This window comes from Dactylosporangium sp. CA-152071 (genome assembly GCF_050936335.1).
In the GTDB taxonomy this organism is placed as follows: Bacteria; Actinomycetota; Actinomycetes; order Mycobacteriales; family Micromonosporaceae; genus Dactylosporangium; species Dactylosporangium maewongense.
Genome location: NZ_JBNJMZ010000001.1, coordinates 8830513 through 8848245, shown reverse-complemented (window position 1 = coordinate 8848245; position 17733 = coordinate 8830513). Strand labels below are relative to the sequence as shown.

Annotated in this window: 4 protein-coding genes; 3 read left to right on the top strand and 1 reads right to left on the bottom strand. The window is 73.1% G+C overall.

The genetic code is table 11. The features are described from left to right. Positions 1-377: 377 nt before the first annotated feature. The 3 genes from ACQEVZ_RS39850 (at position 378) to ACQEVZ_RS39840 (ending at position 3319) form a co-directional block, all read left to right on the top strand. Entirely contained in the window at positions 378-776 is a 399-nt protein-coding gene (locus tag ACQEVZ_RS39850; RefSeq protein ID WP_433376360.1) for a hypothetical protein, read from the top strand. Between the two features lie 114 nt (positions 777-890). Continuing rightward, positions 891-1937, top strand: a complete 1047-nt coding sequence (locus tag ACQEVZ_RS39845) for a hypothetical protein (RefSeq protein ID WP_433376357.1) — start codon at positions 891-893, stop codon at positions 1935-1937. Between the two features lie 104 nt (positions 1938-2041). Then, positions 2042-3319: a sensor histidine kinase gene (locus ACQEVZ_RS39840; RefSeq protein WP_433376354.1), complete on the top strand. Its 1278-nt coding sequence runs from the start codon at positions 2042-2044 to the stop codon at positions 3317-3319. A 673-nt stretch (positions 3320-3992) separates the two neighbouring features. Here the strand turns inward: ACQEVZ_RS39840 and ACQEVZ_RS39835 are convergent. After that, positions 3993-17651 (bottom strand): hypothetical protein, encoded by a 13659-nt coding sequence (locus ACQEVZ_RS39835; protein WP_433376351.1) that lies wholly within the window; start codon positions 17649-17651, stop codon positions 3993-3995. Between the last annotated feature and the right edge of the window lie 82 nt (positions 17652-17733).

Sequence of the window (17733 nt, the reverse complement as noted above, 5' to 3'; positions counted from 1 at the left end):
GGCGGCCCGAACGCCGACCGCGCACCCGCCGGTCGGCGGGACCGCCACCGCACAGTGAACCCAGCCGATCGGAGCATCGTCATGAGCGTGACCGCCCGCACGCGAGATTCCCGACCCTGGAGCCGTCGTCATGCCACTGCCCGGGCCGTACATCCAAATCGCACTCGCCGCCGCCGCCCTGCTGCTGGTGGCCGTTGCGGTGCTGCAGATCACGCTCGTCATCCAGAGCGGCCGCGCCACCCGGTCGCCTGCGCTCCCCGCGTCGGCGCCGTCACCGGCTCCCCGGCCGAGCGCCTCACCTGCGCCTGGCGGCTCTCCGGCCAGCGGTCCGCCGGCGGCACAGCCGTAACGCTGGCGACCGCGCGGGAGGGCTCCTGATGCAACCGGACGCCGTCGCCCTGGTGGTCTCCTATCTGCGCGGCCAAGAGCATCTGGCCGGGGTGACCGTCGTGACCGCGCGGCCGCACGATATCACCGGCCCTGACCCGGTGCTGCTCGTCGAGCCGGTCGGGGACCCGGTCAGGTCTCGGATGCCCTGGGCCCGGCGCGAGCGCTGGCACCTCGGCCTGCATGCCTGGGCCCCCGAGGGCGAGGCGACGGTGATCGCGTACGGCGCGTTGACGGCGCTGGCGGCGGCCTGGGGTGTGTGCATTCCCGACGCCGGCCGGATCGTGCGGGCCGACCCGTCGGCCGGCCCGCACGACGTCCCGGACGGCCGGGTCGGCGACGGTGTACGCCGCGCGGTGGCAACGTTCGATGTCGTCGTCCGCCCGTAGCCGCCGCCTCACCCGCCGGCCGGATGGCGGCGCCTGCCGTTTGAACCTCGGCGTCGTCCCATCCGTTCTCCTCCGGTCAGACGCAGCCGTCCTGGAAGGCAAGGCGTGATGGTGATGCTTGGTGGAAGACGCCGGCGGGTGATCGCCGGGACCGCTGCCGCCGCGGCGTTGTTGCTGGGCGGGGTCGCGTCAGTGCAGTTCGGCGGGGCGCAGGCCGCCCCGGACGTCGACAACCGCGGGCTGACCGGCAGAGAGGTCGACGCCGTGCTCGTCGCGGCGTCGTCGTGTCCGGCGCTGACCCCGGCCCGCCTGGCCGCGCAGCTCGTCGCCGATCGCGGTGCGGTGTCGGTCGAGGTCTGGAACCGGTGGGCACCGTGGCCGGCGGCCAACCGGGCCGACCCGAACGCGGGCGTTCAGGCCCTGGCTCACCACATGTGCCAGCTCATCGGGGAGCTGCGGGTCGCCGGAGTGTCCGGGGATCTGTGGCCGGGTGCCCTCGCCGCACACCGGGTCGGGTCGGGCCAGGTCCGGCTGACGAATGGGGTCCCGGCGGGGAGCGCGACCGAGTACGTCGACACTGTCGGGCGGTACGCGCAGTGGTACGCGGCCCAGTCGCAGCTGCGGACCGGCCCGCCGCTGTCGCTGTCCGCCCTCGCCGGCGGCGCGGCCCGCCCGTCGGCCCCCACCGCGAGCAGCACCGCCAAGGCGTCCGCGTCGGCCGGGCCGAAGCCGTCGAAGACCGCCGGGCCGGTGCCGACCGTGAAGCCGACGACCGCCGGGCCGGGCCGGGTCGACTGCACCAAATCCACCAAGGTCGGCGACGTCACGTTCGAGGTGTGCTGGACGTGGGACTGGGTCACCGGCACCTCGATCTGGCGCCCCCGCACGATGCGGTTCACCACCACCGACGCGTCGAAGACCGTCACCATCACGATCTCGACCGGCAACGTGACCACACCGGCCGGCGTCGGCTTCGGCAACGTGAATGGCAACAGCAGCTGGACCGTGCCGATCGAGTTCGACTGGAACATGACCGCCGGTGCCGAGTTGACGACGACGACCATCGTGCGGCGGGTCCCGGGCCGCGCCACCGACTGCACCGCGCGGGTGCGCCATCAGCCGGACAAGCCGTTCGTGCTGGAGGTGGTCGGCTCCTGCTGAGCGGGCACGGCCGGACGGCCTGACCCGCGGCCTCCCTCGGCGGGCTTGCACGGCTGCCCTGTTCGCCACGGCGAACAGGGCAGTCGTCGTTGCCGTATGCGATCATGGGTTTTGCCGGGGCGGCCGCCCCGGAGGATGGCGACGGCATCATCCGACACGACCCCGAGGCGGCACCGTTGACCTCGCTCTCCAATGTCGACCACCTGCACGGCGCGGAGCCGGCCGTCCGGATCGACCCGGCTGTCGCGCCGGCCGCCGTGTGCCGGTCGCTGCTGCTCGGGCGGGGCGCCGTCGTGCTCGTCGCGGCCGGGTCGGGGCTGCTCGTCGTCGACGAGGCGTGGCGGGCCGCCGCCGTCCTCGGTGTCGCCGCCGCCGCGACCGTCGTCATGGTCAGCGTGCTGACCCGGTGGCCCCAGACGGTCCGCCATCCGCATCTCGCGCTGCTCGCCGACCTCGGTGTCGCGCTGGCGATCCTGGCCGCCGGGCGGCCCGGTATGGCGTACTTCTGCTGGATCGCCGGCTCGGCCGCGCTCGCCGGCGCGCTGCAGGGGATGCGCGCCGCTCCGGTGTGGTTCGCGCATTCCGCACTCGGATACGTCACCGCCGGTGTCCTGCTGCGGACCGGCCAGGCCTCGGCCGAGGTGACGGCCTTCATCGCGGCGTTCCCGGTGATGTGCGTCCTCGCGGGGCTGGGCGCGGCGACGGCGACCAGGACACTCGTGGGGTTCATGACCCTCAGCGTCGACGCGATCAGCCGGGCCCAGCAGTCGGCGGCGGCCTCCGAACGGACCCGGCTCGCCCGCGAGCTGCACGACTCCGTCGCCAAGACACTCCGCGGCATCTCGTTCGCCGCCCTGGCCCTGCCCACGTCACTGCGCCGCCACCCCGACCTCGCCGAGCAGCTCGCGACGACCGTGTCGCAGGGCGCCGAAGCGGCCACCCGCGAGGCCCGGGAACTGCTCAAAGGGCTGCGGTTCGACGCCACCGACCGGCCGTTCGCGGAGACGGTCCAGGCCGTATGCCAGCAGTGGTCGCAGCGTTGCGGGATCGAGACCGCCGTCAGCACCGCCCCGGTCGAGCCACCCATCGACGTGCGGTACGAACTCGTCCGCATCCTCGGCGAGGCCCTCGCCAACGTCGAGCAGCACGCCGAGGCGACCCAGGCCACGGTCCGGGTCGCCGGCGGCGGCGGGCGGATCGAACTCGTCGTCGGTGACAACGGGTGCGGATTCCAGCCACGAGACCTGACCGGCTGGCAGGCCGACGGGCACTTCGGGATCGTCGGCATGCACGAGCGGGCCAAGCGTGCCGGTGGCGAGCTGCGGCTCACGACGGAGCCGGGTGCCGGGACGACACTGACCGTGATCGTGTCGTTCCGCTGAAGCCGGCACGGTCCGCCCCGGACGTTCGTGCATGTTTCAGCGGGCGCCCGCCGCAGACCCGGGCTGGACCGGCTCGACCGGTCTTGCGTTCCGATACCGCCGCCCCCCGCACGGCCGCAAAGGCCAGGTCAAGGGTGTTCTTGCGGCGCACTCCCAACGGATCGGCCGGCGAGCGAGGCTGTGCCAGATCCGCAGCGTGAACCGCCCGGGTTGCACTGGACCCAAACCTTTACCTGGCAACTATTGCGCGGTTCGCAACATCCTTGGTGATGTAAGGAGCGCCACAATAAATTCATCTCGCATTCCGCATCTGCCGCGGCCCGGAACCGGCGCGCCGTGAACGTGGCATCCATGGAAGGAAACACAGTGAAACAGCTCCTCCGAAGGGTCGGGTTGCTTCTCGTGCCCTTAGCCGCTGTGCTCGCAGTCGGCCTGGCCACTCAGGGCACCGTTGTCAGCGTCCAGGCTGACGGCCTCCCCCTGTGCGTCGCGAACCGTTGCCCCAAGTAACTCGCCACACTCAGTAGCACAACCGCTCGTCGTTGCACTGTCGTCGCCGGGCCCCAAGTTCGGCGACGACACCCGAACCCGAACCGGTCGCCAGCCGTGAGGGTCGCCCCCCGGAACGCGGACAGGTCACACCTGGTGCCCCGCACGGCGGTCCGCCGACCGGTCAGCAGGTGAGGACCAATCGTCGCAGCACATCCAGCGCATCGCGGCGGGGCTGGGTGAGCTCCTCAACCGCACCGAAGCGCCGCAACAGGTCATCCCACGCGAGCTTGTCCGGTTTGGTCAGGTTCTTGATCTGGCCCTCGAACCACTGCGAGTTCGGGCGCTCGGACGAGATGATCTCCTCCAGGGCCTTCAGCACCGCGTCGTAGGCCTTCTCCGCCGGGCCGTTGCCGACGCCCGTGACGAGCCTGCGGAGCGGGCCGATCGCGGACGCCAGCCGCACCGATGGGATGTCCGCCATCGCCTTCCCCCGCGCCGCCGGGTCCTTCGCGGTGAGGTACCGATACGACTGGTCGATCAGATCGTGCCCGACCAGCTCAACGAGCGCGTGGTGAACACCAAGGCTGTAGCCGCCGTCGAAGGTCACTTCCGACAGCTGCGTCATCCACTGCCCCACCGCGGATGACGTCAACGCGGACGCGTGCGCTTCCAGCACCTCCTGCGACCGCTGCGCGTCCCCGCGCAGCCCGGCGTCGAGCCACTCGGCGAGGGCGGGCGGCACCGGCGCCGGCCTGCTCGTCGCCTGCGCGGCGTCGAAGACCTCCTGCGTCAGGTCCTCGCCGAACCGGACGGTCGTGCCCTCTTCGCCGGTCACCGCCCAGACGTTGCCCAGCCTCAAGCCGGGTGCACCGAGCGGTGGCGGGACCTGGTGGATCACCGGGATGCCCAAGGACCGAAAGACGTCCGGCGTGTCCTTCGCGGGCTTGGTGACGACCATCGTCGGCGGCATGCCGAGCAGACGCATCCGGTCCGCCAGCACGACCAGCGCGGTGCCCTCCACCGTGGGCTGGTCGAAGATGACCACCCGTCGGCGCGACCCGGACGCCAGCCGGGACACGACATCCCACAACGGACGGCTCGCCGCCGGGTTGCCGACCAGCAGCACCGTGCCCAGGTCCGAGACCCCGGCCGGCAGGATCAGCTCCGCTGGACGGAACAGCTCCGCGAATGTCGTGGCCCATTCCGCGGTCGGGTCGACCGATTCGACCCCGGCGAGGGCGGCACCGCTCCACGTGGGCAGGAACAGCACGTCGACCGGGCCGGTCGGGAGCGTCGCGGGGCGCTGCGTCAGCGGGTCGAGCAGCACCACCATGCCGTCCTGCTCGAAGACGTTGAGCACCCGCTCCACGGGCCTGCCGCGCGGGTCGAGACCCCGGTGGAGCACGATGCCGGAGCCGCCGGAGCCGGCCAGGCGCGCCACGAGCGCATGAAAGCCGCGCGCCGGTTGACCGTCCGCGTCGAGGAACCGGACGAAGCCGCCGCTGCCGGGATAGTGGCCTGCCAGCGCGTCGAACGACAACCGTTCGGTCTCCTGGAGCTCCCGGCCGGCGGTGCTGTTCCGGCGCCAGACGTCCACCGCGCGGGCCATGGCGAGCGGGTCCTGGCCGGCCGGCCGCGGCTCGGGCCGGCGGACCCGGGACAGCTCCCTGATGTCGGCGGTGCGCCCGCCGGAGCGGTGGTCACGGCGGGGCGGATCGAGGTTGACCGGTTCCGGCTCGAGGAACATCAAGCGGTTCAGGTACAGCATCCGCTCGCCTTCGGTGACGGCCCTGCCGGAGTTCGCGTGCAGCACCCGCGCCGTCCGGCCGCCCGGCACTGTCCAGGCGTCCGCTACCCGGCCCGACAACGCGGCGATCAGCAGTTGAGGGTCGCCGGTACGCACGGATCGCACGTACGCCGTTCGGATGTCGTCGGGCAAGGTGGTGAAGTCGGCCCCTTCCTCGTCGAGGTGGTCCAGCAGGTCGCTGATCTGCGCCTCGTCCAGGTCCCCGTCGACGAGCGCGAGCAGTTCGACGACGCGCGCCCCGGCGGCCGGGTGGTGGCCGGGCGGCTGCCCGGCGCCCGCGGCGCTTGGCACGAGCGGCTGGTCCCGGCTGGCGTGTTCGACAAGGGTGGTGACGCTGGCGGCGAAGTCGCTGCGGTTCTCGATCTGGCGTTGGTGCAGGATTTCCAGCCGGTCGGTCAGGTCCGGCGAGCGCTGGTAGGCGCCGAGCATGTCGCGGAGGTGCTGAGGCAGCCGTTGTATCGCCTGGTGCACGTCTTCCGGGCCGCCGGTGCTGTTGAGCCGGACCACCTCGCCGCTTGGATAGGCCAGGTACGACCGGGGGCGACGCGAGCCGGGTCCGGTCACGCGCAGCTCTATCATGGTGTGCAGCGCGCCGGCGAGCTGGCTGGCCAGGATCTTCCGGTCCAGCCCGGTGACGGCGGCCTCGTCGCTGGGCAAGGGCCCGCCGGCGGGCTGCCAGCCCTGATCGGTGGAGAGGACCAGGCGCGGCGGCACCGCACCGCCGGCCTGCTCGCCCAGCCGGGTCGCCAGCACCGGCACGACCGTGGTGGTGTCGTGGCCGACCCTGGCCAGGTCGGCCAGCACGCCGTCCAGGTCGGTGGCCACGGTGCCGGTGTCCGGCGGCGGATCCGCCAGCCGCATCGCGTCGACGACGGCCTGGGCGGCGTCGCGCGCCGCGGTCCGCTCCCGCCGTTTCCGGTCACTCATCTCCACGCTCTGGTCATGGGTGTGCAGGGCCGCCTCGCGGGCACCGAGGACGTCGCCGGTGTCCCGCACCTGCTGACGCAGCCCCGGCAGCGCCGCGTCGAGCCGGCCGAGGAGCGCGTTGGCGTCCCCGGCGGCGTCCTGTGCGTCGGACAGGTGCCGCTGCGCGGCCCGGGCCGGTTGCCGCAGCAGTTCCGCCGCGTCGCGCAGGTCGGCCGCCCGCCGGCGCAGGTCCGTGTCGTCGGGGGCCGCGTCCCGGTCCGCCTCGGCCGCGACGGCCAGGCCGTGCGCCGCCCGGAAGGCATCGCCCGCCTCGTCGGCCGCCGTTTGCAGGCCGGGCAGTTCGCCGGTGCGCCGGCGGACCATGTCCTCGGCGGACCGGGCTTGCGCAAGCACGTCCGCCAGTGCGGTGCGGGCCTGTTCGTGGGCGGCAGCGGCGGCGTCACGGTCCGTCTCGGCACGCCGCCGGGCCTGGCGGGCCTGGTCCATCGCCGTCTGGGCCGCCTGGAGGTCGTGCACGGTCTGATGCAGCCGCGCCAGCGCGTCCTGCCGCGCGGTGCCGGTGGGCGCGGCCAGCGAGGTCGGTGGCGCCGCCGGGTACAGCCGCTTAGACAGGCGCTGCAACGCCGCGCCGGGGGCGCCGCGGGTAGCGGCGAGGCCCCGGACGGTGGTGGCCCACTGCTGCCGCTGCGGCTCGCTCAACGTCTCACGGGCACGGCGGACGGTGTCGGTGACCGCGGCGTCGCCGACGGTCAGTCCGGCCAGGGCGTCGCCGATGATGCGCAGGATTGCCGCGTCGGCACGGTCGAGCGGTCCGGGAAGGGCGGCGGCCAGCTTGGCGAGCGCGCCGACGGCGGCCGGCTCGGCGAACTCCGGGTCGATCAGCAGCTGGTGCAGGAACCGTTGCCGGGCGGTGGGGCCCGCCCCCGCCGGCGCGGGCACCGGCGCGACGGCGCCGGTGAGGTACCGGTAGCCGTCCTCGATCCGGCCGTACCGGGCCAGGGTGAGCAGGCCGTCCTGGGCGGTCAGGGTGGCGTGCCCGGCCGGCCCCTGGGCGAGGCGGCGTTGCAGTTCGCGATGGGCCGGGTCGGACAGCAACTCGGACCGGTGGGCGTCCAGGAAGGCCCGCGACTGGCCCCAGTCGGTCAGCGCGATCCACCGCTCCAGCGTGGCCGGGACGGGCGGCACGCCGTAGGTGACCGTGGCCGGCGCCACCGGTGCCGGGCGGGCGCCGGGCGGGGCCGCCTGCACCGCGGCGAGCAGCTGCGGCGCGTCATCGGCGGTGTGCCACAGCCGCGCAAGCGCGGCCGCGCCGAGCCCGGTGGCGACGACCGCGCGGGTCAGCCCGCTGATCTGCTCCGGGGCCATCTCGGCCAACGTCCGTTCGTTGTGCCGGTAGGCCATCCGCTGGGTCGGGTCGGTGGCGCTGTCGAGCAGGGCCCGCAGGTCTGCGGCCCGCCCCGGGCCGGCCACCCGACCGGCCAGGTGCTGCAGGGTGGTCGCCCAGACCCGTGGGTCCGGCACGTTCGACGTGGCGACCGCGATGGCGCGCAACCGCTCGATCGCGCCGGCGGACGGGTCGAGGATGCTGGCCACGGCGCGCAGCATCGCGGCGTCCCGCGCGGTGACGGGAGCGGGTGACGGGAGGACGGACGGGGCGGCCATGGCCAGGTCCGCCATGGCGCGCAGCGCCGCCGGGGTCGGCGTGACGGCGTCGCCGAGCAATCCGGTCAGCACCGCGAGCCGGGCGGCGGGTGTGGTCGCGGTCAGGTATCGGTAGGCGCCGGCCAGCTGACCATTGCGGATCGCGTCCAGCAGGGGCCTGTGCCGGTTGAGCACCGGGTCGCCCGGGCCGGGCGGCGCCCCGGGCGGCAGCTCCGTGGCGCGCTGCTGTTCCTGCGCCAGGCTCGCCGCGTTCGCATCAGCCAGGAGTGCGGTCAGGTGGTGCTGGGCGAACTGCTGGGAGGCGGCCCAGTCGCCGTCGTGGGCGAGCCAGCTGTGCAGCACGTCCGGTGCCACGACGGTGACGGCCTGGGCGGTGCCGAACCGTTGCCGGAACGCCGCGGCGGTCATGGTCTGCTCGCCCCCCCGGGTCAGCGGGTCGTGGACCCGGTAGTCGCCGTCGACGTGCAGGTATGCCGCGACGGCACCCTGCGGCCGGGCGATCCACATCCGGGTGCCCGGCAGCGGGTTGCCCGGCAGCTGGTGCAGAGGTCCGGTGCTGGACCAGCCGGGTGGCAGGTCGGTGGTCACCTGCTGGCGGGCCCGCGCGGCGCGGGAGTCGGGTGACTCGGCGGTACCCCGGTTCCTGTCGTGGGCGGGGCCGGCCGGTGGGCTGCCGGCCGGGCGGGGCAGACCGCCGGCGATCCAGGCCCCGGCACCGTCGTCGGCGTTGGCGCGGGCCCGCTGGATGCGGCGGCGCAGCTCGTGCTCGAGCCCGGCGGCCGCCTCCATCTGGATCGCGGTGCCTTCCAGCAGTTCCTCGTAGATCCGCCGCTGCTGTGCGCTGTCGATACCTGCCTCCCGGGCCGTCCGGCGCAGGGACGCCGGCAGGTCACGCAGCACCTGGTTGTAGGTGATCGGGGTGTCGGCGCCGGCCTGGACGCGCAGTTCGACCACCCGGCCCTCCGGGTCGATCCGGTACCGCGACACAGTGCCCTGCGCGTCGACGGCGGTGAAGTCGACGTGGGTGCCGAGCTCGAACGCCACCCCGCGGGCCACGGTCATCGGGTCCTGGTTGAGCAGCTGGACCTCGTGCGGCTGCTCCGGCGGGGCCACGCCGGCCGGCTGGACCCGTTCGACCCGCCGCATGATGTCGGCGGCCCGTTCGTCGGCCTGCCGGATCTCCGGCGGGTCGCCGGCGCCCACCTGCCCCTGCCACGTGGTCAGCTCGGCCAGGTCGGCGGCGGCCTGCTGCGCGGGGGTGGCGGTGCCGAGGTGCCGCACCGCCCAGTCGAGCAGCAGTTCATACCGGCGCCGCGACCGGGTGCGCGCGTCGGCCGACAACTCGAAGGGCAGCACGGCACCGTAGTGGTTGCCGAGCTGGTCGCGGATGAGCAGCGCGGTGTGCGCGGCGGCCTGGCCGGGGTCGAAGTCCCCCGGCTCGACGCGGCGGCCGGCGACGGTGCCCGTAGCCCGGCCCGCCGGTCCGGCCGGTCTCGTGGCCGATCTCGTGGCCGGTCTCGTGGCACCGGCGCCGGCGGCCATGGCCGCGGGCGTGGACTGTTCCAGCAGCTGGTCCAGGTCGGCCTGGTGCGCGCCGGGGGCCGGTGCGGGCCAGTGCCCGGCACCGCCGAGGTTCCACTGCTGCGGCCGGTCGCTCATCTGCCGCTGCAGGTCGCGGACCTCGTCGGCGAACATCTCCACGTACACGTCGCCGGTGATCCAGCCGGTGGAGTCGGCGTCCGGGCCGAACCGCTCCGGGCCGATCGGGCCGGTGTCCTCGGCCGGGACGAACGGGCTGTGCGTGTGCGCCACCGCGGCAAGGCGGAACCGGCCGCGCAGCTTCACCAGGTACACCGCGCCCTGCATCTTGACGTGGGTCTCGTTGCGCTTGTTGTCCGCGTAGGTGGCGCTGTGGCTCATCGGCGCGTTGCGGTTGCCGCCGATGGTGAAGCCGCCCTTGGCCCTGGTGTCGTCCTGGGCACCGACGTGGGTCTCCTGCATCGACCAGGCACCGGACAGGTCCCCGTCGAGGTCGACCCGCCAGCGGTTGCGTGACTGGGTAGCCGCGGCGCCCACCTGAAACTTCGCGTACCGGCCGGTGCCGGTGCTGTTGACGATGCTGCTGACGATCTCCATCCCGTGCAGCGAGGCGTACAACCGCATGGCCACCCGACTGTTGGAGGCACCGGCGTTGAACAGGTGCGAGGCGAGGGTGTAGCCGTTCTCCACCACCATATCCGGCAGGTGGTTGTCCACGCTCAGCCGGGACAGCAGCCCCGGCAGGGCCACACTCCCGCGGTAGTGCTCATCGTCGCCGGCCGAGCCCAGCACGCGGGCCATGAGCTTGCGCGCGGCCGGGAACAGATCGTCGACCAGCGCTCCACTGACATAGGCGTCGCCGGGCAACGGCGGCAGCGGGCGCAGGTCCAGCGTCGTGGTCAGCGGCATCGCCGTCGCCTCCGCCAGACCCCTGGGCACCTTGAAGTCCAGCCGGGCGTCGTGGTCGACGGAGCCGGATTGTACGACCTTCGCGTTGGCGAGGGCGGCCGCCATCGCCTTGGCTCCCTTGGTCAGCTGGGAGCCCACCGTGACCGCGGCGCCGGCCGGGGGCGGGTCCGGCAGGCTGGCGTCGGCCCAGCCGCCGGCCGAGGCCAGCAGATTGGCCGAGCCGTCCCACACGCTGCTCAGCAGCGAGTGCAGCGGGCGGGAGGCCATCTTGAGCCGCCGCACCCCGATGGTGATCCGCGCGCCGGTGGAGGCGCGGTAGTGCCCGGCCCAGTCGTACACGGTCTGTTCCCGCGTAGCCTGCTCGGACCGTTTCAGGTTGCGCGACCCCTGCGGCGCGTAGGACGCCGAGACGCTACCCGCCACTGGTGAGCCCCCCTGGGAGAAGCCGAACCTGGCCGCAGTGATGTTCCAACCCAGCGAGCGGCTCAAATTCGTGGCGTACGCGGCGTAGGCGTGCCCGTAGTTCTCGATGCCGGAATCGGGCACCCAGTCGGTGTAGTACGGCCGGCCCTCCAGGGCCGCCGACACCTGCACCTCAACCACATCCGCCAGGAGCCCGCCCTTACGGTCGACGAAGTAGAACGTGACCGCATTGTGCTGGTGCAGCATGTCCGCCAACGCGACGTTGGCCCGCTGCCCGGCCAGAATCGCCTGCAGCGACTCCAGCGCGCCGGGCAGCGTGCCGAAGATCTGCCGGCCGGGTGAGAACATCAGCACACCCCAGCTGCCGTCGGCCTGATGCCAGGCGTCCGCGCCGGACCCGAGCAGCCCGGGTGCCACCGCCCTGACCTGAGCCACCACCGCGTCGAGCAGGGTTGTCGTCGGCCGGGGCCCGCCGTCCGGGGCCGGCCCGGTGAACAGCGTCAGCTCGTCGACACCGGAATGTCCCAAGGACCGGTCGCCGGTGCGGGTCATGTACGCGGGCAGCGTCAGGGCACGGAACGGGTCCTTGCCCGGGTCCAACGCCGCCCCGAAGCCGGCCCGGAACTGCCGCCGCAGATCCTCGTCCAGCACGACGTCGCGGGTGCTGTGATCGTTGTGGCGGATGGCCAGGGTCTGCGCCCACCGCTGGATCTCGTGCCGGATCCGCACCGTCGCCACCGCATCGGGCGTGCCGGCACCGGCGCGTGCCTCCACCTCTTGCCACCACCGGTGCAACAGCCCGGCCACGGTATTGCCGGGCAAGGTCAGCTCCCCACCGGCCCATCGGCCCATCGCGTCGACCAGCTGCCGTTCGCTCAGCGGCAGCTGGCCCTCCGCGTACCGGGCCAGCGCCTCGGGCTCCGGCAGCAGGAAGATCATGTCCCGGGCCGGCACCCGGACGGGTGCCGGCGACCTGTTGCTGCTGAAGACGAATCCGGTCTGGGTGCGGGTGCCGGTCCGCACGCTGTAATCCACCGGGGCCAGGAACGCATAGGCCCGGTTGAAGGCGAGCTTGATCATCTCCAGGCCGCCGGTACGCTTGGTCTCCTCGGCGGAACTTTCACTGAACTTGCCGTTCACGGACTCGGAGAAGCCCAGCTTCATCAGATTTCGGCCGTCCTTGGCGAACTTGTGCCCGAGACGGACGTTGGGCAGGCTCACCGTCTTGGCGGACGAGCGGCTGGAGGTGTTGGCCGTCTCGGCCAGATACAGCTCGATCAAGCCGATGATGTACTTGTCCGAGGTGGCGCCCACGAAGCGGGCCGGACCGATCCGATCCACGCCGATCGACGCTGCCGCGTTGGCGTTGGCGAACAGTCCGGGTTCGACCAGCAGGTCGGTGCTGTAGTGGTCGTACAGCGCCTCCTTGAAGTGTGACTGCACCGAGATCAGGTTGGCCAGGCTGGCCAGCGGTCCGGCCATCGGATGACCGGCCCTGGTCAGGTCCGGCAACTGGTCACGGATCGCGGTGCTCAGGCCGTGCGTGTCGAGGTAGTAGACGACACTGTGGTGCAGCACCGAGGGCGCGGTGTCCCCGGTGGCCGGCTCGCTGAACGTCGACGGATCGCTGTTGAGGTCCAGCAGCACCGCGTGCACATCGCCGCGCACGTCCGGCGGGCTGAAGTGCGGCGCGGCACGGTTGTCGTAGCGCACCGTGAAGCTGAAGTCGAACGGCAGGTCGAACTTGCCCACCCGGCCCGGGTACTCCAGCAACTCCGGCCGGTTCACGATCCGGGTGAGCCGATCCGCGCCCCCGACGCTGCGGCTGAGCGCACCGCCGACGATGCCCATCGACTCCAGCGGGGCCACCCCCTGGGGCATGTCGAGCTTCAACCCGCCCTCGAGCGACCAGCCCTGGGTGCCACCCGCCCCCTGGCCCTCGATGCCCAGCGCCATGGACAGGTTCACTACGTGGTACTCGTCGGTGAGCCGGTCGAAGTGCACCGAGTTGCCGTCCGGACCGACCTCGTCCGTGACCTGGGACCGGGCGTGGACTGTCACCTCCGCCGTACGCATCACACCGTTGCGCCAGCTGTGCAATGTGAACGTCAGGCCGTCCTGGGTGAGGGTGTCGAAGTGCGACTCGAGACCGTCGTTGGAGACCAGCTTGTCGACCAGGTCCAGGTTGTCCACCCACGCGTCGATGTCCCGGGCGACCGCCTCCTTGGCGGACAGCACCACCGCGTCCTGCCCCCGGAACGCGGCCGCCTTCGTTTTGTCCCACAGGTCGGCCGTGGCCGGGGTCCGGGCGTGCTCGGGCCCCCGCGCGCTCTCGTCCAGCCGGGACCAGATCCGGTCCCCGTCCGGGGGCAGGAACCCGCTGGCGACCAGTTCCCGCCGCAGGTTCGCCTGGAGCTGCGCGACCGCGGACGGGTCGATCTCGGCCAGGCTCTGCCCCAGGCCCCGCCCGGCCAGCACGTGCCGCGGCACCAGGTTCCCGCCGGAGTCCTCGGGATGCTTGCCCGTGTTGCGAAGCTGCTCGCTCCATTTCCGGTACGGCAGCGTGCGCGGACGCCCCGAAGCCGGCGGGGCGGGCAGCTCGGCGGTGCCGGTGGTGGTGAACGCGCCGGCGTCCACGCCGAAGCCGTACGCGAACGCGTCCGGTTCGGACAGGCGCACCACCACCGAGCCGTCGACGGCCGGGGTGGTGCGCGGCCGCTCGGTCGGTCGCCGCGACGTCGACACGTCGGCGGACAGCTCCAGCTCGACCGTGTGGCCGCCGGTCTGGCCGGTGTACCGGGACACCATCACGTTCAGCGACACGTGGGTGGCGCCGCCACCGTCGTTGCTGTTCCAGCTGACCCCGCCCTTGGCTGACAGCCCGATCTTCGGCCCGTGCTTGAACACGGCCGGATCGCCGTAGTCCTTCGCCAGTGGCAGCTCCAAGCTGCCGCCGAAGCTCACGGCGGTGCTCTGGCCCAAGGTGAACTCACCGCCGTGCCCGACGATCGCGGTACGGACCTTTTCGATGTGCGCCGCGTCGCTGGTGCTGCCCACCCGCCCCGTGGCACCGTGCCGGCGTGCGTGCACCCGGATGGTGGCCGCCGCCTTGCCGTGCTCATGCAGCGTGAACCGGTACCCGCGAACGTCTGCGTTCACCGGCGCGCTCGACGTCGAAGCGTGCGGGCCGGTGACCGTGTCACCCGGCGACCGCCGGTTGATCGCCTCATCCAGGTGGGTTTCGGTGTTCCACAGCTTGCGCTGCAACTCCTGGCGCATCGGGCTGCTGATCGACATGTCGAATCCGTCGGCTCGCAGCCGGGACACGATGTGGTCGTATAGTTCGGTCAGGCCGGTGAGGTTGCTGGCCGAGAACGTCTCCGGCAGACGGGTCAGGTTCGCCCGGCTCGGCCGCTCGGGATGGCCCGGGTCGACTGCGGGCAGGTCGGCCACCACCTGTTCAGCCGGGTCGGCCAGCAGATGGTCGGGGATCGCGACCACTAGCCGGGCCGGCTCCGGCCCGCCCGGCGGCCACGTCATCTCGACCGGCTCCCACAGGCCGGTGTCGTCGCGGGTCTCGATGCCCCAGCCGGGGAGGTAGGAGTAGAACGTCGACGGTGAACGGGTGTCCATCACCCGGCCCTTCTCCGCGTCGATCAGGTAGCTCGACTTCTGGTCCGTCCTGTTGGCCGTGAAGCTGACCTTGGGTCCGAAGTGGGTCGACGGTCCCAGTGGCACATCGAAGTTGAGGTCACCACGCACCCGGTTGGCCCGCATCGTGGTGCCGTCGCCCTGACCGTGGGCACCGGTCTGGAACACGCCCTGAACGAGCTCGTTGGCGTGGAAGCGGCCCTCTTCCGTCGAACCGCGATGCTCGAGGTCGTCCAGGGACGGGCTGTCCACGGCGGTGCCGGAAGAGCCGGCCGGGTTGCCAACCAGCCGCGGGTCTGCCGGATCCAGCTCGACCCGGACCTCCATGCCACCCAGCGCGAACAGGTATCCGTCCGGACTGATCAGCTGCGGGTAGTTGTTGAGCAGGCGCTGATGCAGCATCTCCCAGTCGGCGGCCGGCACCGTCAGCCCGCGACGCGTCGCCTCGTCGCGCAGCGCCTTCTCGACCCGATCAAGGTCTGGCAGGGTCGCCTTCGGGTCCCCCAGGGCCAGCGCCAGCCGGTTCGGCGCGGCCTCCGGCTCGATCGCCGGCTCCTGCCCGCCGGGTGCGCCCTGCGCCGGGGCGTCGGTGGTGACCGGCCCGGCACCGCTCGCCTCGGCATGCACGTACACCTGCCGGTCCGCCTCCGGCACCCCGGACAGCAGCCCGGACACGACGGCGGCCACCTCCGGCGGGACCGCGCCGCCGCGGGGCTGCACCACGACCGTGACGGCGCCGGGCGGCTGGGCCGGTGCCAGCAGCGGCAGCACGCCCGGATCGGTGCCGTGCTCGGCGAACAGCACCGCGCCGTTGTGCTCGGTGACCGTCCAGCCCGGCATCACCCGGTAACCCCCACCGGTCGCCGGACGCAGACCCAGCGGCCCCGCCGCGGGCACCGGCACCGGCCGCGCCGGCAACAGGTACGCGTGCGCGGCGGCGGGCAGCGTCCGCCGGCCGCGCGTGTCGACCGGGACCAGGCCGGCGGCACCGGCCGGACTACGCCCCACCGCGCTGACCGGCAGGACCAGCTCCACCGACCCGCCCAGGCCTCGCCGCAGCGCCTCGGCTACCCGGACAGCACGCCCTGCGGCGCCCGGTGCTGGTGGGTCCACCGCGAGCAGCACCCGCAGCGATGTGGCGTTCGAACCCAGGCGGCCCTGAACCGCCCGGACCACCGCCACCGGATCAGCGACGGACTCGTGCACGACCAGCCGCGGCCGGTCCGGGGCGGACAGGTCACCCCAGTGCATCGCCGTGGCCCCGGACATCGGCGGCGGCCCGGTGTGGGCGAGCACCCCGGCGGGGACGTGGCTCAGCCGCACCCCGCCCGGCAGGCCCATCACCGCGTCCACGTCGAACGCATGCCTGTCTAGGCCGACACCGGAGGTGATCAGCCGGGCCGGCACGCCCTGCGGCATCCCGGCGAAGACGCGGCCGACCTGCGCACCGGCCCGGGGCGGCAGCACGGCGCCGCCCCAGCCCAGAAACACGGTGGGCTCGGCGAGCCGGCCGCCGGCCCGTGGCAGCAACGCCTCGACCTGCACCAGTTCCGCGGCCGGTCCGATCCACAGGTGGCTGCCGCCGTCCCAGACCACCCAGCCGTCGGACAGCTGGTATACGCCCGGCCGGACCTCGGGCAGCCCGTACGGGGCCGGCCGGGTCCACGCGCCGGAGGCGGCCGGCAGATACAGGTACCGCTGCGGGCGCGCGTTGAAGAACGTCACCTCGCCATCGGCGTCCAACGGCACCACCAGCGGGTCGTCCCGGCCCGGCGCGTCGGCCAGCGCCTCCCGCGGCACCGACAGCACCGCCGAGCGGGTCTGCGGGTCCAGCACCAGGGTGGTGATCTGCCGCGCTCGGGCCGCGCTGATCCGCTGGTCCTGCGGCCAGTGCAGCACCGCCAGCGTGGTGTCCTGGGGCCGCAGGCCGGCCAGCGCGTCGCCGAGCACCGCAGGGTCGGTGGCCGTCGGATCCAGCAGGATCGCCGGCCCGGGACCGGTCGGCTCCGGCACCCGTGAGCTGATCGTCGCGCCGGCACCGCCGGCGTGCAGCAAGGTTCCGCCGACGGCGCGCTGCACCCGCAGGTTCGCCGGCAGGCCGGCCGCCATGTCACGCAACTGCCGGTCGGTCGAAGGGGGAGACCGCAGCTGCTGCGGGTTGACCGCAGGGGCGGACCCGACCGGCTGGGCCGGCGTCGGTGCGGCATGCGTCCCGGGTTCCGCGGTGACGACATCGTCTTCGAGGCTGCGGGCCGGGCCGAGCACGGGGGTGCCGGCGTCAACGTTGTCTGGCCGCTCGCCCAGCCACACCGTCCGCAGCCGGGCCGCTGTCCGGGGCGGCATGAGTGCGCGCAGTCGAAGCAGGCGCTGCAGCACCACGGCCGGGACCTTGCCGCCGCCGGGCACTCCCAGCAACATGGGCGGCCGTCTGCCCGGCGGGCCGCCGAATGCCTCGACGACGTCGGCGACGAGCGCGGCCGGGGCACGCGCCGGGCGCACCCACACGCCCCACTCAAAGATCTGTACCAGCCAGCCCGCGCCGAGGTCGTAGGTGTCGGGCCCACGACCCGGTCGCACCGAGAACCGGGCCGCGACCCGGTCGTCGGACGGCACCGAGTCGGAGGGCCAGACTCGCGCGCCGGTGGCGAACAGGCGTGGCATCGGGCCGTAGTCGTCGACGAACTCGGTGGTGCCGGGCGGGAAGCCGGCCGCCGTGTCGAGGGAAACCTCGATCGGCACCGCCAGCTGGTTTGCCGCCAGCACTACGGTGCCGGGCGTCAGCTGCGGGGCCAGCCGCGCGTCCACGAACGTCTGCTCGCGGATCGACGGCGGGAACTGCTTGAGGAACCGGGGAAGTAACGGCGCGTTCAGCAGGTCCTCAACGACAACGACACGTACCCCATCAATCTGTGGTAACCTCAACACGTAGCGTGCCCACTCGTCGTCACGGTGCGCGACACGCGCCGTTCGTAGCAGCGCACCGGACGGCGTCGTAAGGGCGGCC

Bases quoted from the DNA above. Each gene is read 5' to 3' on its own strand.
- ACQEVZ_RS39850 (WP_433376360.1), top strand. From the start codon at position 378: ATGCAACCGGACGCCGTCGCCCTGGTGGTCTCCTATCTGCGCGGCCAA.
- ACQEVZ_RS39845 (WP_433376357.1), top strand. From the start codon at position 891: ATGCTTGGTGGAAGACGCCGGCGGGTGATCGCCGGGACCGCTGCCGCC.
- ACQEVZ_RS39840 (WP_433376354.1), top strand. From the start codon at position 2,042: ATGGGTTTTGCCGGGGCGGCCGCCCCGGAGGATGGCGACGGCATCATC.